The sequence below is a fragment of the Bacillus sp. TH25 genome, assembly GCF_016650935.1.
In the GTDB taxonomy this organism is placed as follows: Bacteria; Bacillota; Bacilli; order Bacillales; family Bacillaceae_G; genus Bacillus_A; species Bacillus_A mycoides.
In genome coordinates this window covers 651,431-672,165 of sequence record NZ_JAEKEU010000037.1, presented here as the reverse complement: position 1 = coordinate 672,165, position 20,735 = coordinate 651,431, and the positions used below count along the sequence as shown (strand labels likewise).

Annotated in this window: 19 protein-coding genes and 3 pseudogenes; 4 read left to right on the top strand and 18 right to left on the bottom strand. The window is 35.8% G+C overall.

Annotation, left to right across the window (positions count from 1 at the left end):
- Positions 1-240 precede the first annotated feature (240 nt).
- The gene (gene dcm / locus JFT89_RS22415; protein ID WP_201040601.1) at positions 241-1,524 is read right to left on the bottom strand and encodes a DNA (cytosine-5-)-methyltransferase; all 1,284 of its coding nucleotides are present in this window, start codon (positions 1,522-1,524) and stop codon (positions 241-243) included.
- A 273-nt stretch (positions 1,525-1,797) separates the two neighbouring features.
- Here dcm and JFT89_RS22410 point away from each other — a divergent pair, with 273 nt between their 5' ends.
- Positions 1,798-3,195, top strand: a complete 1,398-nt coding sequence (locus tag JFT89_RS22410; RefSeq protein ID WP_201040600.1) for a Sau3AI family type II restriction endonuclease — start codon at positions 1,798-1,800, stop codon at positions 3,193-3,195.
- Between the two features lie 130 nt (positions 3,196-3,325).
- Here JFT89_RS22410 and JFT89_RS22405 read toward each other — a convergent pair whose 3' ends face one another.
- Genes JFT89_RS22405 through JFT89_RS22395 form a run of 3 tightly spaced genes read right to left on the bottom strand, consistent with a single transcriptional unit; the run spans position 3,326 to position 6,583 of the window.
- Positions 3,326-4,300 (bottom strand): tripartite tricarboxylate transporter substrate binding protein, encoded by a 975-nt coding sequence (locus tag JFT89_RS22405; RefSeq protein WP_201040599.1) that lies wholly within the window; start codon positions 4,298-4,300, stop codon positions 3,326-3,328.
- Positions 4,297-4,974: a response regulator gene (locus JFT89_RS22400; protein WP_016094655.1), complete on the bottom strand. Its 678-nt coding sequence runs from the start codon at positions 4,972-4,974 to the stop codon at positions 4,297-4,299. Before JFT89_RS22400 ends, JFT89_RS22405 begins: the two co-directional genes overlap by 4 nt.
- 19 nt (positions 4,975-4,993) lie before the next feature.
- Positions 4,994-6,583, bottom strand: coding sequence for an ATP-binding protein (locus tag JFT89_RS22395; RefSeq protein WP_201040598.1), 1,590 nt, complete (start codon positions 6,581-6,583; stop codon positions 4,994-4,996).
- 224 nt (positions 6,584-6,807) lie between these two features.
- Between JFT89_RS22395 and JFT89_RS22390 the strand changes: the two genes are divergently transcribed.
- Together JFT89_RS22390 and blaIII are read left to right on the top strand one after the other, a co-directional pair.
- Positions 6,808-8,130 (top strand): MFS transporter, encoded by a 1,323-nt coding sequence (locus tag JFT89_RS22390; RefSeq protein ID WP_016126629.1) that lies wholly within the window; start codon positions 6,808-6,810, stop codon positions 8,128-8,130.
- 565 nt (positions 8,131-8,695) lie between these two features.
- Positions 8,696-9,643 (top strand): class A beta-lactamase BlaIII, encoded by a 948-nt coding sequence (blaIII, locus tag JFT89_RS22385; protein ID WP_002016516.1) that lies wholly within the window; start codon positions 8,696-8,698, stop codon positions 9,641-9,643.
- Between the two features lie 144 nt (positions 9,644-9,787).
- On the opposite strand, the gene JFT89_RS22380 is transcribed toward blaIII, so the two are convergent.
- From JFT89_RS22380 to JFT89_RS22370, 3 genes are all read right to left on the bottom strand, one after another.
- A complete protein-coding gene (locus JFT89_RS22380; RefSeq protein WP_201040649.1) occupies positions 9,788-10,075 on the bottom strand; it encodes a hypothetical protein in 288 nt (95 codons plus the stop codon).
- A gap of 20 nt (positions 10,076-10,095) precedes the next feature.
- Positions 10,096-10,257, bottom strand: a complete 162-nt coding sequence (locus tag JFT89_RS22375; protein ID WP_201040597.1) for a hypothetical protein — start codon at positions 10,255-10,257, stop codon at positions 10,096-10,098.
- 288 nt (positions 10,258-10,545) lie between these two features.
- Positions 10,546-10,950, bottom strand: a complete 405-nt coding sequence (locus JFT89_RS22370; RefSeq protein ID WP_201040596.1) for an alpha-ketoglutarate permease — start codon at positions 10,948-10,950, stop codon at positions 10,546-10,548.
- Positions 10,951-11,311: 361 nt separating this feature from the next.
- On the opposite strand from JFT89_RS22370, the pseudogene JFT89_RS22365 reads away from it, so the two are divergent.
- Positions 11,312-11,883 (top strand): annotated as a pseudogene (locus tag JFT89_RS22365) (tyrosine-type recombinase/integrase).
- Between the two features lie 107 nt (positions 11,884-11,990).
- Here the strand turns inward: JFT89_RS22365 and JFT89_RS22360 are convergent.
- The 11 genes and pseudogenes from JFT89_RS22360 to JFT89_RS22310 form a co-directional block, all read right to left on the bottom strand.
- Entirely contained in the window at positions 11,991-12,512 is a 522-nt protein-coding gene (locus tag JFT89_RS22360) for a SecY-interacting protein Syd (protein ID WP_016094670.1), read from the bottom strand.
- Between the two features lie 157 nt (positions 12,513-12,669).
- Positions 12,670-14,298, bottom strand: a pseudogene (locus JFT89_RS30380) (T7SS effector LXG polymorphic toxin); the annotation flags it as partial.
- Positions 14,295-14,657, bottom strand: coding sequence for a DUF3958 family protein (locus tag JFT89_RS22350; protein WP_016094673.1), 363 nt, complete (start codon positions 14,655-14,657; stop codon positions 14,295-14,297). The gene JFT89_RS22350 and the pseudogene JFT89_RS30380, both read right to left, overlap by 4 nt.
- A gap of 41 nt (positions 14,658-14,698) precedes the next feature.
- Positions 14,699-14,974, bottom strand: a complete 276-nt coding sequence (locus tag JFT89_RS22345; RefSeq protein WP_042889424.1) for a TIGR04197 family type VII secretion effector — start codon at positions 14,972-14,974, stop codon at positions 14,699-14,701.
- Between the two features lie 160 nt (positions 14,975-15,134).
- Entirely contained in the window at positions 15,135-15,431 is a 297-nt protein-coding gene (locus JFT89_RS22340) for a WXG100 family type VII secretion target (RefSeq protein WP_000918588.1), read from the bottom strand.
- A gap of 251 nt (positions 15,432-15,682) precedes the next feature.
- Complete coding sequence (locus JFT89_RS22335; protein WP_002069205.1) at positions 15,683-16,312, bottom strand: hypothetical protein; 630 nt, start codon at positions 16,310-16,312, stop codon at positions 15,683-15,685.
- Positions 16,313-16,482: 170 nt separating this feature from the next.
- Positions 16,483-16,722: pseudogene (locus JFT89_RS22330) on the bottom strand (nucleotide excision repair endonuclease); the annotation flags it as partial.
- A 117-nt stretch (positions 16,723-16,839) separates the two neighbouring features.
- Complete coding sequence (locus tag JFT89_RS22325; RefSeq protein WP_016094676.1) at positions 16,840-17,811, bottom strand: ABC transporter ATP-binding protein; 972 nt, start codon at positions 17,809-17,811, stop codon at positions 16,840-16,842.
- Complete coding sequence (locus JFT89_RS22320) at positions 17,804-18,796, bottom strand: ABC transporter ATP-binding protein (RefSeq protein ID WP_016094677.1); 993 nt, start codon at positions 18,794-18,796, stop codon at positions 17,804-17,806. The genes JFT89_RS22325 and JFT89_RS22320 overlap by 8 nt, the downstream gene beginning before the upstream one ends.
- Positions 18,797-18,822: 26 nt before the next feature.
- Positions 18,823-19,674, bottom strand: coding sequence for an ABC transporter permease (locus JFT89_RS22315; RefSeq protein WP_016094678.1), 852 nt, complete (start codon positions 19,672-19,674; stop codon positions 18,823-18,825).
- A 6-nt stretch (positions 19,675-19,680) separates the two neighbouring features.
- Positions 19,681-20,631 (bottom strand): ABC transporter permease, encoded by a 951-nt coding sequence (locus JFT89_RS22310; protein WP_016094679.1) that lies wholly within the window; start codon positions 20,629-20,631, stop codon positions 19,681-19,683.
- Positions 20,632-20,735: the final 104 nt, after the last annotated feature.

Sequence of the window (20,735 nt, the reverse complement as noted above, 5' to 3'; positions counted from 1 at the left end):
ATACGTTTCGAATATATTCCATATTATACAATATCTATAGAGGAATTGTTGGTATTAAGTACAAAGGAAATTAGTGAATTGCTACTCCGCGATAAATTTGATTATTTCCCTATTAACTACTCCCTTCTCAATTAAAAACTTGCATAAAAAATAACCTGATTCTATAGCTAGCTATAGAATCAGGTTATTCCCATACTTTATTATTTTAAATATCTAATAAGCATGTGCCCTATTTATTTCTTAGAATAAACTCAACTGCACAATACTATCCATCTTCTCTTCTTCTTTGTTAATCTCTAAAATCCTCTGACCCATTTGCTTCACCAAATCGACCACTAAAGCATTTCCCATACAAAAGTATCTATTTCTTTGTGGCATACCAGTATTTGTCCAGTCCATCGGAAAACCATTTAACAGTTCACATTCTGCAGGTGTTAAATATCTTAACCTTTTCGTATAAGGATCTTCAATTACATGAGAACTTCTATTACATGTTCCTTCACTTGTTAACATGGTACGTCCAGGCTTATCTAAATTGTCAGGGAAAGCCATTCCTCCCTCAGCGTAGAAGTATTTATGCCCCGTCGCCTTTGATACTCTTTCTTCTTTTTTAGGACCTTTAAGATACTTTAGTTCCTCAAATTCCGTTCTTCCCTTTTTGTTAACCTTATCCATTTTCAAATAATATGATTCATCTGCAGGACCAAATTTATCATATACTTTTTGAACAACTTCACCTAAAGTCTCTGGATTTTCAGTTACTGGAACTAATTCTTCAGTATATACTTGTCCATCTATCATCACGCCAGAATTATAGTATTCAGCTTTAAATGTATCAGAAACCTCAACAATATCGACCGGCAACACAAATTCTCCTCTTTTTTTGTTTTCCTCAGGTGCCTCATGCACATTAAAAATCGGAGCGAAAAATCCATTTTTACACAATATCCCTAATGACTTCATTTCACTTTGAACAGATGCGAAATGAGATTCTTTTAAGTATGCGAAAATAAATACTCTTCGTCTTCTTTGTGAATTCCCATAATCCGCAGCGTTAATAACTCTCCATTCAACTGCATATCCTGCATCTCTAAAGCTCGCCAGCATAATAGAAAAATCACGACCTCTTTGTTTTGCTGGTGACTTCAATAATCTATCTACATTCTCTAACAAAACAAATCTTGGCTTGCGAGAATTAACTATGTTTATTATCTCCCAAAAAAGAACACCCTTTTTTCCTTGTATCCCTTTTTCATTTGAGATAGTACGTGCTACTGAATAATCTTGACATGGAAAGCCACCTACCAATAAATCATGCTCAGGTATCTCTGGCCAAACCTCTGCTATATCTTTATTTTCATGTATTCCTCTATTTTCAAATTGAGTGGCATAGCAATTAAATGCATGTTGCGCTTTAGTTAAAGGCTCCCACTGATTTCCCCAAATAATCTCAAAATTCCCGTTCGCTTCAAGTCCTAACCTAAAACCCCCCACTCCCGCAAAAAGTTCTACTACTTTCACCATAAATACACGAACATCCTTTCGGTATTTTATTTCTTTATGCTTCATTATAATAAAAAGTAAGGAAAAGATCAATCCCTATATTATGAGAGTACATACTTCCGTTCCATAATATAAATTTTTGATTTCCATATCTTATTTAATAAGAAATCCGCGGCTTTTCCTTTACAGAGTTTTTATCTCCACAAAATTGAAACAGCTTTTTATTATATCATAACTTTTCATTTAAAGGTTTCTAAGCAAACCGATTAATATAGATAACGAAAGGGGATTACTATGGTTACATACGCTACACTAGATGAACTAATGTTAAAAGCAAAAAAGGCTGAAGGACACAAATTTAGTGAAATCAATTCAACAAATAAACTTGCAACAGCAAATTCAAAAGGTGAACTTGGCCAATTAGTCAAAGAGAGATTTTTTGGGTATGCAAGCCCCTCAGATGCGGACATTGACTTTAAAAACCTTGGAGTCAAACTGAAAGTAACACCTTTTAAGCAAAATAAAAATGGTTCTTTATCCTCTAAAGAACGCTTAGTTTTAAATATCATTAACTACATGGAGGAAGTTAATACATCCTTCGAAGAGTCTAGCTTCTGGGAAAAGAACCAAAAATTATTACTTATGTTCTACGAATGGAAAGCAGACGTAAATCGTCAAGACTTCCATATCACAAAAAGTGTTCTATTTTCATATCCTGAAGCTGATTTAGAAATAATAAAACAAGATTGGGAAACAATCGTATCTAAGATTTGCTCTGGAAAAGCACACGAGTTATCCGAAGGCGATACAAATTATTTAGGAGCTTGTACAAAAGGAGCAAATAAAAATTCAATTCGTTCACAACCATTTTCAGAAATACCAGCAATGCAACGAGCATTTTCATTAAAACCTTCTTATATGACTACATTAGTTCGCAGATATATCAAAAATGAAGAGTTAATAAGCTTCACAACAGCCAACGACTTAAAAGGAAAATCATTAGAGGAATTTCTTCATTCCAAATTCGAACCTTATATAGGATTAACAGATAAAGAGATCTCCCAATCACTAGATATAGATTCTAAACCTACTGCAAAAAATTTCGTTCCATCATTGGTAAGTTCTTTACTAGGTATAAAAAACACACGCCTTACTAATATTGAAGAATTTGCAAAAGCCAATATAGAATTTAAAACAATTCGCCTAGAGCCAAACGGAAAACCAGAACAAAGCATGTCATTTGAAACGATTGATTTTCATCAATGGACAAACGAGTCATGGGAAGAAAGTGAAATCCGTGAACGCTTCTATCAAACTAAGTTTTTATTTGTAATTTTTGAATTCAAACAAACAAAAAAAGAAAACCCAAACCGCGAGCTCTACTTTAAAGGTATTAAACTTTGGAACATGCCTGTCCCTACAATAGAAAAAGAAATACGAGGACTTTGGGAAGAAGTAAATACAGTAGTAAATGAAGGTATTCAACTTGAATATAAAACACGTGGTGGTAAAATCGTTGAAGTAAATAACCTACCAAAAATGAATTTCAACGGCGTTGCGCATATTAGACCAAAAGCTCGTAATGGCTCTGACAAAGTAACTTTACCTGATGGTCAGCAAATTACAAAGCAGTGTTATTGGTTGAATAATTCTTATATTGCTTCTGTTGTTGCCAATAATGTTAACGAATAATTTAATCTTAATCTATAATTTCTATAACCATAAAAAACACCTTCTCACTTCACATGATTAGTACATACAGTGAGAAGGTGTTTTTTCTATAAGAGATTTACATGGCTTATTGTAGGAGTACTACCTCTCGTCATTTCAGGCCAATTCCCCCTATCAACTCACCATATCCTAAACTACTCTCCTCCAAAAATCCCCTACTCTCCCCACTATCCTTATAATAAGAATTCCAACCCCGCTCCCTCAAAATCCCCTTCCAACTATCACTCTCCACCATTCTTTTAATAACACCATCCCAATAAGCAATCTCTTCCTCCGTCATATCTTTCGGCCCCATAATCCCTTTCCAGTGCTGGAAGACAACGTCGATTCCTTGTTCTTTCCATGTTGGAATTTCTGGTAGTCGGTCTAGACGTTTTGGTGCGGATACGGCTAGTATTTTTATTTTGTCGGCTTTGTATTGTTTTTCGGCTTCGGATAGGGTCATTGTTGCGGCACCTATTTGTTTGTTCGTTAGGGCGTTTATGATTTTTTCTTTGTTTTCGTAGACGAAGAATTGTAGTTCGGCAGGGTTTACGCCGAAGGCTTTGCTTACTTGTACGAAGGATAGGTGATCGTCGTTTCCTAGGCCTGGGGCAACGCCGATTTTGAAGTTTTTCTTGTCTTGTTTTAGTTGTTCCATTAGTTCGTTTGCGTTTTCTATGTTTGATTCTTTTGCTACGACAACGACTTCCCAGTCCGATGCGAGTGTCGCGAGCGGGGTGAAGTCTTTATATGTTAGTTTACTGTGGCCTAGTAGGTTGTTCGTTATGAGTAAGCTTGAGTTAATCGCCAGTACGTGACCGCCTTTTTGTTTCGTATATTTCCATCCGACGTCACCGCTGCCCCCTACTTTGTTTGTGACTGTGATTGGTTTTGTGAAGATTTTTTCTTCTGTTAGTGTTTTTTGCATTGCTCGCGCTGTTAAGTCCCATCCAGCTCCTTGAACGTTTGGCGCAACGATTTCTACTTTGTCTATGTTTACTGTATTCGTTTGGGATTTTTTTGAGGAACAACCAGCTATTACTCCTGTCATGATCCATATACATAGTAATAATCGTTTTTTCATAGTCCTCGTCCTATTCGATATTTTCGTTCTGGTCGTCCGATAATGCCGTATGTGTACTCTACTGTGCATTCGTTTGTCGCTACTAAGTATTCTAAATATCTTCTGGCGGTTGTTCTGGAGGCCCCCATTTGTTCTCCCATTTCTTCTATTGTAATGCCCTCTTCGAATCCTTTTATAATGCCTTTCACTTTTTGCAGTGTTAACGGATCAACACCTGTCGGTAAGTTTTTTATGTCCTGTGTTTGCGAAGTACCGAAGAAGTTATCGATAAGTGTTTGATTCACTTCATTGTTACTATGTAATAATTGCTTCTTTCTCTTATAGTCTTCAATTGTGCGAACAAATTTTTCTAACGTGACTGGTTTTATAAGGTAGTTGCTTACACCGTTTCGAATTGCTTTTTCTAGCATATGGTTTTCATTTGCCGCAGTAACCATAATGACGTCGACGTTTGGAAAGTCAGCATGAATTTTTGGCAATAAGTCTGTTCCGATTCCGTCTGGTAAATAGTTATCTAATAGAAGTAAATCGATTTCTTCCCTTTGTAGTAGTTCCATCGTTTCTTTCGCGTTCAATGCTTTTCCAATCACTTTTACGTCCTTTATTTTTGATAAAAACTCTTCCTGAATTTGCGCGACGCGGAAATCATCTTCTGCAATTGCAACCTTCAACATATGCCCATCCCCCTGTTTGTTATGTACTTTCTCTCAATGTTTTCGGAAGGTAAATTGTAAAAATAGCTCCCCCATTTTTCTCGTTTTGAATTTCAATTGTTCCCTCTAGTAGATCTACCATTTCTTTCACGTTTGCTAGTCCGTAACCACGATCATTTCCTTTCGTTGAAAATCCTTTTTGAAAAATGGTCGCGATTTTTTCTGCTGGTATTCCTGCTCCACTATCTATCACTTCAAACACAATATCGTGTCCAATATCCGTAACAACGAAGGAAACACTCTTCTCCTCTTGCCCACTCACTGCATCAAACGCATTATCGATTATGTTTCCGAGTATCGTAATAAGGTGCGAAACTTTTATATGGTCTGGTAACGGATGAAGCGCACTATCTCCTTCAATATGAAAATCAATTTTCTTCTCAGACGCTGTTCCGAGTTTTCCTAATAAAATAGCTTGTACTTTCGCATCATGAATTTGATGGAATAAAATATGGTTTTGACTTTGATGAATATTAGATTCTTGCTGGATAAATTCAATCGCTTCTCTGTAGTGCCCTAACTGAAGTAATCCTGATAAGACGAAAAGCTTATTTGTAAATTCATGCGTTTGAGCGCGTAAATCCTCTGAATACTTCCTTACCTCAGATATTGTGTTAACAAGATTTTGCAGTTCTGTTTTATCTCTAAAACTGCATACAACGCCTACCGTACTGTTATTTTCGAGTATTGGTGTCATGTTTAAAATAAACACTTTATCTTGAAACGCGATTTCTTGATCGTTTTCTAGTACTCTCTCCATATTAAAATCAGGTAAAATTTTCAAAATGTGCTGCTGCATATAATCACCATTTACATGAAGCATTTCTTCTGCCGACGTATTCATCATCGTAATAAAACCGTTTTGATCAATAGCGATAATTCCTTCTTTTATAGATAGTAGTATTGCACTTCGTTCCCGGTATAACGCTGCGATTTCATTCGGTTCCAAACCAAGTGTATCCTTCCTAATACTACGTGCTAAAAGAATTCCCCCAACAATGCCGGCTAATAATACCGCTAAGGAAAATAGTATGATTTCTTTCGTTCTACTCAATATGTTAGATTCAATACCTTTTATTGAAAACTCTACTGTTACAACGCCTACTACTTGATCGTAGTCTCCGTTATGAATAATAATAGGTGCCTTCGCCATTAAAGCTGGACCGCTTACTCCCTTTCCTTCAAGCGTATAATATCCACCAAAAGTGAGTGCTTCATAGTTATATGAATTGTTACTCTTTGTACCAATCAACTCCGAATTAGAATGGGAATACATAACCCCATAACGATCTTCTATAATTACATAATCCGCACCAGCTTGCTCGCGAACTTGTTCCGCAATGGATTGAATAGTACTTTTATGCTCGTTATTTTGAAAAGCCTCTTTTATAGCTGGCATAAAAGAAAGAGATTTAGCCGTTTGCAGTGCTAGCTGTTCCACTTGGTGCTTCGTATCAACGGACTGAATGTAAACAAATATTCCCGTTAATAGGAGAACGACAAATAAAATTAACGCGATAATTAAGCTTACTATTTTCGTTTGTAATGACACTTTGCGTGATTTTTTCATACTTCATATCCTTTGATAAAATATTCAAAACTATCAATCTCCTTTTTCTATTATTATGACAAAACTGAAAATGAATCAACTATAAAAACCTTCATGTACATAAAGTACAAAAAGAATAATATTGTCATAATATTGAGATTTCAATTCAAAGACAGTACAATTCAACTATATTGAACACGCTTTCATAATTATCATTTTATTTATAAGCAAGAGGAGGAATTATTATGGCTCAAGCAAAATCTAACCGAGTCGCCGGCAATATCTTTAAAGGTTCCGTTGGCAATTTAATTGAATGGTACGACTGGTACGTTTACTCTGCTTTCGCTGTTTACTTCTCAGCAGAGTTCTTTCCTAAAGGAGATCCAACGAGTCAGTTACTGAACACAGCAGCTATTTTCGCAGTCGGATTTTTAATGCGCCCTATCGGAAGTTTATTAATGGGACGCTATGCAGATCGGCACGGACGCCGGGCAGCATTAACGCTTTCCATTACGGTTATGGCCGGTGGTTCTTTAATTATTGCCTGTACACCGAGTTACGAAAGCATCGGTATTATGGCACCAATTATTTTAGTTCTTGCCCGTTTACTTCAAGGATTATCACTCGGCGGAGAGTATGGAACTTCCGCAACATATTTATCTGAAATGGCTAGTAGTGGCCGCCGTGGTTTTTATTCAAGCTTCCAATATGTAACGCTCGTTGCTGGACAGATGGTTGCGTTAGGTGTTCAAATTGTTCTTCAGCAATTACTAAGCGAACCAGATATGAAAGCTTGGGGATGGCGTATTCCATTCATTATTGGTGCGATGGGAGCAGTAGCTGTATTATGGCTTCGCCGCACAATGGATGAATCGGAGCAGTTCTCAAAAATGGAATCTAAAAACCGCGAAAACGCAGGAACCGTTCGCGCTCTTATGAAACACCCGAAAGCAGTATTAACAGTAGTCGGCCTAACACTAGGAGGCACTGTTGCATTCTATACGTACACAACATATTTACAAAAGTTCATGGTAAATACAGTCGGTCTCCCTAAAGAAGTTGTAAGCTGGATTAACTTTGTCGCACTACTTATATTCGTTGTACTTCAACCGATTGCGGGGCTATTATCCGATAAAATTGGACGCCGCCCACTCTTAATGGCTTTCGGTATTCTCGGAACGTTACTAACAGCACCGATCTTCTTCTTTATGGAAAAAACGACAGAACCAATCGTAGCATTTTTACTCATGATGGTCGGCCTTATTATCGTTACTGGTTACACTTCCATTAACGCAATTGTAAAAGCAGAACTCTTCCCAACTGAAATTCGCGCACTAGGCGTAGGTTTACCATATGCTCTAACCGTTGCGATATTCGGCGGAACAGCGGAATTTATCGCATTATGGCTAAAGAGTATCGGGATGGAATCACTATTCTATTTTTACGTAGCTGGATGTATCGCGATAAGCTTTATTACGTATTGGCGTATGGATGAGTCATCGAAGACTTCGCAGATTGAGGCGGAGCTTAATGGTGGAGATAAACTAGCTAATAATAAATCTAGTTAAAATTATGTATTCTATGTTCTTCTTTTACCTGAAACCGATTTGCTTTATCTAAAAAAGCATAATTCATTAATATACAATTTAAAAACCTCTACTTATATGTAGAGGTTTTTGTATGACGAAAAAACACGTAGTTCCATTGTTATTTTACAAACCCCAAATTCTTCCTCATCTTAAAGTGGAACAAATTTATTACTTAGAGTGTCTAATAAGTGTATTTCTAATATGAGTTGTCCAGATTGGATACAACATATCCTGTTTGACATCTATTTTTATGTATTACAAAAAAATGAAAGGACTTATTATTCCCAAAAGTAAAAAACATGTATTGTAAGACTACGGTTAAGTATTACAAGTTTAATACTTTCACAGGTGAAGCATTACAAGTAGCAAAAAAAAAAAGAAACACCCCAAACCGTGATTTATCAATCATATAAACGTTTTGGATGTCATTTAACCTGTGAAATTTTAGCTGCAGTAGTATTGTTACCCTATGCCATCCTTAATTGCATTGGTATTTAGAATACCTAGACAAAATCCATATATTCTTGAAAGAGGTTGAAAATTTATGTTCGTTTTAAACAAGTTCTTTAACATTTTACATTACAAAAAGATTGTGCCTGTAGTATTACTTTCATGTGTATCACTTATAGGCTGTTCCAATAGTAACACTCAATCTGAACCACCTAAACAAACGAATCAAGCTAATCAAATTAAACAAGAAAATACAGGTAATCAATCTTTCGCTAAACTTGAAAAAGAATATGATGCTAAGCTTGGTATTTATGCACTGGACACAGGTACAAACCAAACTGTTGCTTATCATTCAGATGATCGTTTTGCATTTGCATCTACATCTAAATCATTAGCTGTGGGCGCTCTTTTACGCAAGAACTCATTAGAAGCTCTTGATCAAAGGATTACGTATACTCATGAAGATCTTTCTAATTATAATCCAATTACTGAAAAGCATGTTGATACAGGAATGACGTTAAAAGAACTTGCAGATGCTTCCGTTCGATATAGTGACAGTACAGCACATAATTTGATTCTTAAACAGTTAGGGGGGCCCTCTGAATTTGAAAAAATCTTGAGAGAAATGGGAGATACTGTTACTACTTCAGAACGATTTGAACCTGAATTAAATGAAGTGCATCCAGGAGAAACACATGATACCAGTACACCAGAAGCGATAGCTAAGACACTTCAATCATTTACATTAGGAACTGCACTTCCAATAGAAAAACGTGAACTATTAGTAGATTGGATGAAGAGAAATACAACTGGAGATAAATTGATTCGTGCGGGCGTACCAAAAGGATGGGAAGTAGCTGATAAAACAGGCGCGGGATCTTACGGAACAAGAAATGATATCGCCATTATTTGGCCACCAAATAAAAAGCCGATTGTTCTTGCTATACTTTCTAATCATGATAAAGAAGATGCTAAATACGATGATAAACTTATTGCAGACGCAACCAAAGTCGTGTTAAATACCTTAAAAGCTACGGAATAAATGATAATAGGTTAAAAGTTTTCTATTTTAGGCGGGTGTTTTCATCAACTAAAAATTTAATAGTGTCCCAAAAACGAAATTTGGTGCTATCCCTAAAACATCTGGACTGTAATAGTCAACTAAAAAATGCAAACAAAAAGACCTTTAATCAGTCGTTTTGTTTGCATTTCCTTTTTCTAAAACCACAGAAAAGATAAGTACTATAGTTAACACCATAATAAACCTTACTTCACTTCCATCACTTACAAAAAATGAATACAAAGTATAAATTAAAATTAATATTCCATAAATAACTTTATGCAATGAACTCCCCCTTTTTGCCGTATATATTTTAGTGTAAAAATTTAATTCAAGCCCTATATCAAAATGAAAATAAAAAGCACCTGTGATATACACAAAGTGCTTTTCTCTTGTCAATTTATCTATTTTCACTATATTTATCTATTTTCTTTTTATAACTCAAATTTCTTCGAATCGTACTTTTCTAGAGTTTGCTGTAATTCATTTTGTTCATATGGAATATGTTTATCTGTCTGTACATCTTCAACATTTGCTCCACCTGCTAATAATCTCATGTACTTAAAAGAGTGCCCTGTTAATACTGTTGTAATCATTTTGTATTGCCCTCCTTTTGCTTGATTACTTGTATCATAAAACAAGTATCTGAAGTTGATATGTAGTTTATCTAGAGTGTATGTAAATTTAAAAAATCTCTAATAAAATGTTTATGTTGTAACGTTACCACCAAAACTAGTGCTTCAAACACCATGATTTGAAGAGACAGTAACCCATATTCTAGCTTGAATTCCCGCTACAGTTCTATATTGAGTAAAACTAGTTAATCCCTATAATATAAAAAGAGCACCACTTTTTGGATGCTCTTCGTTATAACTATATATTATTTAATTTCCTTCTTTTGTTGGTACCATTTTTCCTTCTTGAGAGTCTGTACCCTCTGTTCTTTCAACAGTTTTTGCATGTTCTGGTTTTTCAGGGGCTCCCATTTCAAATCCAGGTTGAGAATCTGTACCTTCTTTTGTTGGTACCATTTTTCCTTCTTGAGAACCTGTACCTTCTGTTCTTTCAACAGTTTTTGCATGTTCTTTAGGAGTTGCTGGCACTGCATCTTTAGGTAAATCAAAGTTTTGTGAGAAAGACGTTGTTCCATCTACACTTTGTGTAATTACTTGATTTGAACTATCTTCATTTGACTTTAAATTGTCCATTTTCGCATCATCTGCACCTACTGCACCTCCCGCTACCAATCCTGTACTTAAAAGTGCTCCTGCTAATAATGTTTTAATCATTTTTCATTACCTCCTGTTTATTTGTAATATTCATCAAAAAAGTATCTAGAGTTAATGTTTTAGTCATTATCTTTATCTACTTGCTTTTTGATTACATTTAGCATAAGACAAGAATCTATAGTTGATATGGACTGTATCTGGAGATTATGTAAAGAAAAATAGATGATCAATTGTATATCCTAATGGATGCTTAGACAAGATTGAAACTTTATATGAGTTTGAACAATTGAGCTCCCCTTTGTTTTTTGGTGTGAGGTTTTTAGCTGGAGTGAGGTGAGGGACTAACCTTTTCTAATATGAAAGCAAACTTTTTATTATTAGTTTACATTCAAAACACTGTAAATAAAGATGTTAAAAATCCGTGAACAAAAAACCATATCTCATTGATGTCCACCCCATCAGAAGTAAAGAACAGATTGAAGATATGAAATGGGCTCTCAAACGTCATTATTCTGAACGAGACTATATTCTCTTCCTTATTGGGACCCATACAGGATTACGTGTCAGCGATCTACTCCAAATTGAAACCCAAACCATAGTAAAGTTAAAACGAAAAAAAAGAAAAGAATTTAAGATCAAAGAAGGAAAAACAGAGAAAGAACGCATGATTAACCTTACTTCTATTTTTGATGAAGTCTATTCGTATGCCCAAGCACTAGAAAGTACCTGGTTATTCCCTTCAAGAAAAGGGGATCAATCCATTAGTAAGATCCAGGCTTATCGACAATTGCAAAAAGCCGGAGATTTTGCTGATGTAGAATCCATCGGTACTCACACCATGCGCAAAACCTTCGGCTATTGGTTTTATAAACAAACAAAAGATGTGGCGATATTGCAAGAAATCCTTAATCATAATACACCTCAAATTACACTTGAATATATTGGAATCAACAAAGAAAAAAAGATAATATCCTTGATACATTCTTTATCTAATTTTTAAAAATAACTTTATTGAAAAATATAACAGTAAATCCAAACTATATATTAAAAAAAGTAAAAGCGGACTCATAAGAGCCAACTTTTACTTTTTTTAATATATCTTATGAAAGATTTAAAATTAATTCTGCTAAACTATCACAAATAACTTCGAAGCTTTCTCTTTCATAATCTTCTAATTTCACTTGTCCATTTTCATTATCTACAACTACCAAGAGACCATTAAATTCCATACCAATAGGAATATTATTCAGTTGATTATCATGTGCGCCTTGGTATCCTTGTAAAGATACATAAAAATCTTGCAGTTCAATTCCTGGTATAACAGGATTTAACTCAAAATCATAACCTAAATAATTACCTCCTAAGTCTAAAAACCAATAAGAATTATAATATTCTTTAATTGAATTATGTAATTGTATCCCCAAATCTTTTTCTATATCAGAAAAATCATGAATTATATTTTTCTCTAAAGGTTTCCAGAATACGTACCCCTCTGTATCTGGTTCTCCTTCATAGATAAAAGCATCTGCTTCTTCTATCCATAAAGATTTTGGCAATGAATTATTACAATCTTGCCACTCTCTAATTATTTTATCAAAACAATTTTTCATTTCATTTTTCATTTTTTTATTTACCTCCTAATTTATGATGTTCAATAAATTTCTGAAGCATTTCTGCATATTCTGCATCTTTTCCCCATGCTCCAATCACTTTTTCTGCGTTATGAATTCCTCCAAAACCAGGATGTAGTGGCATCGGAACACCAACAGCTTGACCACCACCACCAATATGGTGATGAACTAATTTAGTTCCACGTAATCCTGTAAAATCATATTGTGGAAATTTCCCTCTAAACATTTCATCATTTACTGGTGCCTTCATTCTTGGAATTTTACCATTAATTATTTGTTTATTAAAATCACTAAAAGCCTCTGGATGTTTTTCCAACATTTCATTCCAGTAGTAATTAGAATCACGTAACCATCCTTCGGAATTAGCATTACGCTGTCCTTTACCTACAAAAGGCATTTCAACAATAAGATCAGGATCTGCCTTAAATTTCTCATCAAGCTTTGCTACATCCGTACCCCGATAAGTCCTAACAGGACTATCTTTACTCGAAAGTAATTCATCAGAAAATTTTGTATTAACGGTTTTTCTTTCATCTCTAGAAATTTGATAAGTTTCATCACTTACTTTTACTTCCGTAACAGTTGTTCGCTCTAATCCTTGACTTTCTCCACTACTTGATTTGACAAAAAAATCCTTAAATGTAACAGTCTCATTTTTAAATGAACCCATACCTGAAAAAGCAAGACGGTCTCCCATTTTTAAATTACTTGTAACATAAGAAAAACCTTGTGGGAATTTTGAAGTGTCTATACCTTTTATCAATGTAGTTGCCTTACCCACTTGACCTAATTTACTTGCCTTACTTAATCCTTTATCACCAATAAGTCCTAATCCAACTTGTGTTAAAGCATAACTTCCCCATTTAGCACGACTTTCAGCATCTCCATTTATTACATCATTAATAAATGAATCTGACAATACATTATACATCGTACTGAGGGTATCAATAGGATGCAACGCAGCATTCCCCATGTTTTCCCACGTTTCCCATTTACCAAGTGCCTTAAATCCTTCTATAGTATCTTCAACCGCTTCCCCTGCACCTTCTACAATACCGTCCCGAATTTTTTCGAAAGTAGATTTTTCAGGTAGCTTACCACACATTGCCCCTTCTTCAATTGAACTACTTTTTAGAAGATTTTCAGACTGACGTGCCCTCTCTTCTCCGATCGATTGAATTGAAGTTGTCCATTCCATATTCAACCCTTGTGTACTAAATGTACCACTTGCAGGACTAAAACCTTTTCCACTTTGTACCTCTGCTAAACCTTGTGCGATACTAGCGGCTAGTTGGAGTGCAGTATCATAATTACTACTAGAAGTATAATTAAATTCATATAGATGTTCTAATTTTTCTTGCAGTTTTTTCCTCATGACAGTAAAAAGATTCGCCATAGCGTCCATACCCGGGATTGGCATAGCTTGACTAATGGCTTCCATACTTGCTTTCATTCGGTCAATGTCCCGAATCTGTTCTAATATTTCTTGTTCAATGACATCAGTTGAAGCTACCTTTGATTGAAATTGACTTGGAAAAGCATCATTCTGACGGATTAATTCTTCACATAAATAAATGATTCCTTGCGCTAAAGGACGAAAGGTTTGAACAAAAAATGCTTTTGCACTACTATATGTTTGCCCTTGTAACACAGTATCAACTGCAAAAGCGTCAATCGACTGAATCGCTTGTTCCATGCCTTGAATAGTAGCGATACATACAGCATTCATGCTTTGAGTTTGGCTTTGTACTTCTCCGAAATACATATTTAAACTCATGCATTGACCTCCCTTGCTAATTGTTGTTGTTGATAGGAAAGGTCGTTTTCTAAATCAATAAGGTCTCGTCTTTCTTTAAGAAACGTTTCTTTTTTGTTTTCCAATTCAAATGTAACTTTTCGTTCAATATGTTGTGCATCTTGATACGTATTCATAAAAAACTGAGACATTTCTCTATCCCCATGCCAAGTTCCTAAAATTCGATCAAACAAACGATGGTTTCGACCTCTCCATTCATAAAAATCTGCTTCCGCTTGCTCCTGAATGTGAATCGCGGATTGATTTCGGTCTTGTTCTTCAAATACACTTCTTAACTTTTGATTTACTTCATTGATTTGTTTTTCAATATCTTGACTCATCATATTCCTCCTACCATTTTACCCTTATGTAGGTTGTCACATTAGCGAAAAGTGTTGTGAAGTTCGTTATCCATTCTCTCAAACTCTTGGGCTACTGAATGAATATTATCAACCGCTTGTTGAAAGGCAGCGGAAAATTGTTTCGTCAAGTCTAAAACTTGCTGATTCGCTTCTTGTGATTTGAAGTTAACAGACAACGTTGTACGCGTCGCCTTTGTTATAGAACGAGTTGTTGCACTTTGAATCCTATCAGAGGCTGATCCCATTTTCGTAGCAATTTGCGTTGCTTTTTTTAAATTACTTTGAAATTGTCCCATTCTTTCAAACCCTTTCAATAAATTTTCCAAACGCATCAAAGAAATCTCAATACATATATATCCCTATCAATATCACTCACTGAGCATGCAATCAAATGAGCCATACAATATAAGTTGTATGGCTCATTTGAAATTCTTGTTATATAGAGTAAAACAACTTTTATTTCAAACCGAAATTACGTGATAATTCTTCATCATGAGAAGCAACAGCCTCTGCAGTTTTATTCAGCTGCATATTAATTTCTTGTAATAGCTGTGCAAAGTTTTGTACTTTTGGCTTTAATTCATTGAACTGTTGGTCAAAACCTTCAAAAGCACGGCCTTCCCATTCTCCTCTTAATTCATTTTGTAAGTTTTGTAGTTGACTTAAAATGTCCTCAATTTGATTTGCACCTTGTCCATATCGAGCAGCTTTCGATTTAAGCTCCTCTGGTGACATACGAATTTGTCCAGCCATTTTCATTTCCCCTTTAATACATAATGAGCAAAATATATATTGGTTAATTTTACTAAATATATTATAATGTATTATTCTGAACTTTTAAATGTTTTATCTTTCTATTGAATATTAGAATATTAATATTCTACTTTTTCTTGCTTTACAAGATTTTATGAAAAAAAGACCACCAAAAGGCAGTCCCTCATAACGAAATTTTATGTTAACTTGTAACAAAAAAAGAGGAGTCATCTCCTCTTAATAAATAAACACTATTTAATTTGTTCCTTATACTCATGGTTAACAAGTACATACCATTTTCCTGTATCAAATTTTTCTTTATTAATCACGTAAACTTTACTTTCTCTCCTTACCTCCCCTGGTTTCAATTCCTTAGTAATAGTAGAGGTCTCGCCTTTTTCAACCCCATAACTACTAGCTGCCCACACATCACTTTGGTAAGCATTATCATTTTCATCCACTAAATCCACTGATGGTAAAACGGCTAATTTCATCGGTTCGTTTGTGATGTTTTTCCCTTCTGCTTCTACAACAATAAAGACATGTCCATCTTCAGGTTTTTGGAATCCTATACTTTCTTTACCAACCTTATCTCTTTCTACAACTCTTTTTACAGTTACATCAAATTTAGGTGTATGAAAATCCTTGTTTACAGCATACTCTTTTTCTTTTATTTTTGATTTCTCTTTTGTTTGTTCTGTATTTTTCTGCTTTGTATTCTCTTTCGTTTTCGCCTCATCAGTTGTTTGCACTTTCTTTTCTTCTTGTTTAGAATTGGTTTCTTTAGATTCTGAAGAAGTTTTGTCGGATGTATTGCCGCAACCAGATAAATTGAATACTAAAGCGCCCCCTAAAATACATGTAGTAAATTTTTTCAACATCTCTTTTTATCCCCCAATAACACGATATATAAATTCCTTACTTATCATAGCAAAAAACACCATCTTAAATTGTTGCATCTTGTCGAATGATTAAGAATAATCAATTGTTTTTATTGCATATAAAAAAACCTGATCTTGATGTAGTACCAAGATCATGTTTTACGTTGATGTTATTTATAAAATACTTTATCCACATTATACTTCGCTTGAAATTCGTTAATCATATATGTTTCGTAAATTTCTCTTTCCATCGGATTTTCTACAATACATACATCAATACGATACACTTCATCACGATGATTTTTAATTGGTGATACATTATCTTCAAAATGCTTTTTAATACGTTTTCTTACTTTGCGTACTTTCCCAACAAAAAGAAGTTCGTCATTCAAATTATAGTTAAAAAATAAGGAGAATTATATGATAGGAGATGCAAATATAGACATTCACTGACCATTAGTCTACAACCAATCCCACACCCCCACACAAAAGAAAAAAGCACCAGGTCCCCCCTAGTGCTTTCTCCTCTAAAATAAATGACAAGCCACCTGATGCCCCTTCGCAATCTCCACCATTTTTGGTACTTCCTGCGCGCATTTTTCAGTGGCGAATTTGCAGCGCGTTCTGAATTTGCAGCCGGATGGTGAGTTGAGCGGGCTTGGTACTTCCCCTTGCAGGATGATCCGGTCTTTTCCTGTGTTTGTTGGATCTGGTTCTGGCATGGATGAGAGTAGTGCTTGTGTGTATGGATGTGCCGGTTTTGTGTATAGGTCTTCGCTGTCGGCAATTTCTACTATATTTCCTAAGTACATGACTCCGATTCTGTCTGATATGTGTCTTACCATGGATAGGTCATGTGCGATAAATAAGTATGTGACGCCTGTTTCTTCTTGGATGTCTTGCAGCATGTTTACGACTTGTGCTTGGACTGAGACATCTAGTGCTGAGATTGGTTCGTCACATAGGATGAAGTCAGGTTTTACAGATAGTGCGCGCGCGATGCTGATGCGCTGTCTTTGGCCTCCGCTAAATTCGTGCGGGTAGCGATATAGGTGTTCTTCTTTTAGGCCTACTTTTTTGAGAAGGTCTAGAATGATTTCTTTTCTTTCTTCCGCTGTGTAAGATCCGTGAATGTTCATTGGCTCGCTAATAATTTGGAATACGTTCATTGTCGGGTTTAATGATGCGTATGGGTCTTGGAAAATGATTTGCATTCGTTTTCGATATTCTTTTAGTTCACTTTCTTTTAGATCCGCGATATCTTTTCCGTCAAATAAAACGTTACCCGAAGTGACGTCGTGTAAACGAATGATGCTTCTTCCTGTCGTTGATTTTCCGCAGCCTGATTCTCCTACTAGTCCGAATGTTTCACCCTTTTTAATTGTGAAGCTTAAGTCATCGACTGCTTTTAATTGCTCTGTTTTTCTGCCGAACAGTCCTTTTTTAATAGGAAAATACTTTTTTAAGTTCCGAACTTCAATTAAGTTTTCTTCATGCATGGGAATCACCTACCGCCCTATCATTTAGCCAGCACATAGAACGCCTTCCGTTTCCAATTTCAAAATATGGCGGACGTTCTTTTTCACAAATGTCCATTTTATGTGGGCAACGCTCTGCGAACGGGCAACCTTTCGGCGGATGTAGTAGGTTTGGTGTTACACCTTGAATTGGCGCTAGTCTTTCTTTTACGCCGTTCGATATTTTTGGCAGAGAGTTTAATAGCCCTTTCGTATATGGATGATTCGGCGATTGGAAAATATCAAGTACAGGTCCTTCTTCCATAATAAGCCCGCCGTACATAACGATAACGCGTGTACAGTTTTGTGCAACAATTCCAAGATCATGCGTAATAAGAAGCAACGACATATTCGTTTCGTTTTTTAAGTTTTTCATTAAATCTAGTATTTGTGCTTGTATCGTTACATCAAGTGCTGTCGTCGGTTCGTCCGCAATGAGAAGGTCTGGATTACAAGACATCGCCATTGCTATCATAACCCGCTGCTTCATACCACCACTTAGTTCATGCGGATATTGTTTCACCCTTTCTTCTGGTGAAGAAAGACCGACTTGTTTTAGCAAGTTGACCGCGATATTTTGCGCTTCTTTCTTTTTCACTTTTTGATGCCGAATAATTACTTCCGCCATTTGCTTCCCAATTTTCACAACTGGGTTTAATGCCGACATTGGATCCTGGGATATAAGTGAAATTTGATTTCCTCTAATAGAGCGTAATTCTTTCTCCGATTTAGAAAGCACGTTTTCATTTTGAAAAAGAATCTCTCCTTCTTTCACTTTCCCTGGTGACGTAACGAGAGCCATAACAGATTTCGCCATAACACTCTTTCCGCTTCCCGATTCGCCAACAATCCCAACGACTTCTCCTTTATTTAAATGAAATGAAACGCCGCGAACAGCTTCTACTTCACCACTTTCTATGAAAAAAGAAGTCTTTAAATTTTTCACTTCTAATAGTTTTTCAGACACGCTTCTCACTCCTTTCACTTAACACTTTAGTCCTCATTCCCAGCTCCTTTTGGTGCGAAAGCTTTCTTGAGCGCTTCACCGATTACGTTAAAACTTAGTACTGTTAATAAAATAAGGAACCCTGGGAAGAGTGTTAAATACCAAGCTTCACCTATGTATCCTTGCGCATTATTTAGCATGCTGCCCCAAGAAGAATCTGGTTCTCTAATACCTAAACCTAAGAAGCTAAGTGATGATTCCATTAAAATAGATGTCGCAATTGTTAATGTCGCTGCGATTATAATGGTCGATAAAATGTTTGGAATGATGTGCCTTACAATAATCATGAGTGATTTTTGCCCAGATACTTTTGCATATAAAACGTACTCACGCTCTTTTACAGATAACGTTTCTGCCCTTACGATACGAGCGGTATCCATCCACGTCAGTAGTCCGATAATAAGAACAAGCGTTGTAATTCCTGGTTTTAAATAAGCATTTAATAGTAGCATTAAAAAGAATGATGGAATTGACATTAAAACTTCAACAATTCGCATTAAGAAGTTGTCTAACTTTCCGCCAAAATATCCGCTAATTGTTCCTACTGCGGTCCCGATTGTAATGGAAACAACCATCGCTAGAAAACCAACCGCAAGGGAAACTCGTCCGCCATATAACGCTCTCGTTAAGTAATCCCTTCCGTAATCGTCTGTGCCGAAAGGATGACTTAAACTCGGTTCTTGTAAACGATCTGGAATTGACATTTTACTAGGATCGTACGGTGATATGAATGCGAAAAGAGACGCAATTGTTAAAACACCAAGTATAATAACTCCCATTACTACAAACTTATTTTTTGTAAAACTACTTTTTATCGTTTGAAATCTCCTATTATTCATTCCAAATCACCCCCTCATTCGAATGCGCGGATCTACTACGCCATATAAAATATCAGCAATTAAATTACCGAGAATTAACATGAATGATGATAGTAATGTAATTGCCATAATAATTGGATAATCAAATCTAAAAATAGCATTCACCCCGAGTGAACCAAGTCCGGGCCATGAGAATACTGTTTCTGTAATGAACGCTCCGCCTACTAAACTTGGAATGGATAATCCGAAAATTGTAATGATCGGTATTAATACGTTTCGAAGTACGTGATTAAATAAAACTGTTTTCTTTGAAGCGCCGTACGCATATTGAATTTGTACGTAATCTTCTTCTAATTGCTGGATGGTACTTGAGCGAATATATCTCATATAAACAGAGACGTTTTGGAACGCTAGCACCATACAAGGTAAAATGCCGTGCTGGACAATATCCCAGAATGAATCTTGACCGACTGTACGCATACCCATACTCGGAAGCATGTTCAATTTTAAAGAGAATAAGTAGATTAATAGTAACGCGAACCAAAAGACTGGCATTGAGATTCCCACATAAGAGATGAAGTTCACGATGCGGTCAAAGATAGAATTCTTTTTCACACCTGTAAATAGCCCAAGTGGTATTGCGATTACAAATGAGACGAGTAAAGATGACCCCATTAACCCGATTGTTGCGGGTAGTCTTTCTGTGATAAGTTCTAAAACAGGGCGGTGATTTTGAAGTGAGTATCCAAAATTCCCTGTTAAAATATTTTTTAGCCATAAAATATATTGCATGTAAATTGGTTGATCTAGTCCTAAACTTTTACGAATACGCTCGACATCAATCGGGCTCATATTCGGCGTTACAAAGTTTCGAACGGGATCGCCCGGCGCTAGTTTTATTAATAGAAAAGAAATAATAGAAATAACAAATAAAAGCGGAATTGCATTTAAAAGCCTCTTTGCAATTACTTTATACACAAACTTCCCCCCTCAAGATAAAGTGAAACTTTAATCAGTGGGGTTTTGTCCATCCCCCGCTGATTATCAGCCCGTTAAAGCGGGATAAAGAAGCTGATTTCCAC

Bases quoted from the DNA above. Each gene is read 5' to 3' on its own strand.
- blaIII (WP_002016516.1), top strand. From the start codon at position 8,696: ATGTTCGTTTTAAACAAGTTCTTTAACATTTTACATTACAAAAAGATT.
- JFT89_RS22340 (WP_000918588.1), bottom strand. From the start codon at position 15,431: ATGGCTGGACAAATTCGTATGTCACCAGAGGAGCTTAAATCGAAAGCT.
- JFT89_RS22375 (WP_201040597.1), bottom strand. From the start codon at position 10,257: ATGATTACAACAGTATTAACAGGGCACTCTTTTAAGTACATGAGATTA.
- dcm (WP_201040601.1), bottom strand. From the start codon at position 1,524: ATGGTGAAAGTAGTAGAACTTTTTGCGGGAGTGGGGGGTTTTAGGTTA.
- JFT89_RS22405 (WP_201040599.1), bottom strand. From the start codon at position 4,300: ATGAAAAAACGATTATTACTATGTATATGGATCATGACAGGAGTAATA.
- JFT89_RS22410 (WP_201040600.1), top strand. From the start codon at position 1,798: ATGGTTACATACGCTACACTAGATGAACTAATGTTAAAAGCAAAAAAG.
- JFT89_RS22395 (WP_201040598.1), bottom strand. From the start codon at position 6,583: ATGAAAAAATCACGCAAAGTGTCATTACAAACGAAAATAGTAAGCTTA.
- JFT89_RS22390 (WP_016126629.1), top strand. From the start codon at position 6,808: ATGGCTCAAGCAAAATCTAACCGAGTCGCCGGCAATATCTTTAAAGGT.
- JFT89_RS22325 (WP_016094676.1), bottom strand. From the start codon at position 17,811: ATGCATGAAGAAAACTTAATTGAAGTTCGGAACTTAAAAAAGTATTTT.
- JFT89_RS22315 (WP_016094678.1), bottom strand. From the start codon at position 19,674: ATGAATAATAGGAGATTTCAAACGATAAAAAGTAGTTTTACAAAAAAT.
- JFT89_RS22370 (WP_201040596.1), bottom strand. From the start codon at position 10,950: ATGATTAAAACATTATTAGCAGGAGCACTTTTAAGTACAGGATTGGTA.
- JFT89_RS22350 (WP_016094673.1), bottom strand. From the start codon at position 14,657: ATGAGTCAAGATATTGAAAAACAAATCAATGAAGTAAATCAAAAGTTA.
- JFT89_RS22335 (WP_002069205.1), bottom strand. From the start codon at position 16,312: ATGTTGAAAAAATTTACTACATGTATTTTAGGGGGCGCTTTAGTATTC.
- JFT89_RS22360 (WP_016094670.1), bottom strand. From the start codon at position 12,512: ATGAAAAATGAAATGAAAAATTGTTTTGATAAAATAATTAGAGAGTGG.
- JFT89_RS22400 (WP_016094655.1), bottom strand. From the start codon at position 4,974: ATGTTGAAGGTTGCAATTGCAGAAGATGATTTCCGCGTCGCGCAAATT.
- JFT89_RS22345 (WP_042889424.1), bottom strand. From the start codon at position 14,974: ATGGGACAATTTCAAAGTAATTTAAAAAAAGCAACGCAAATTGCTACG.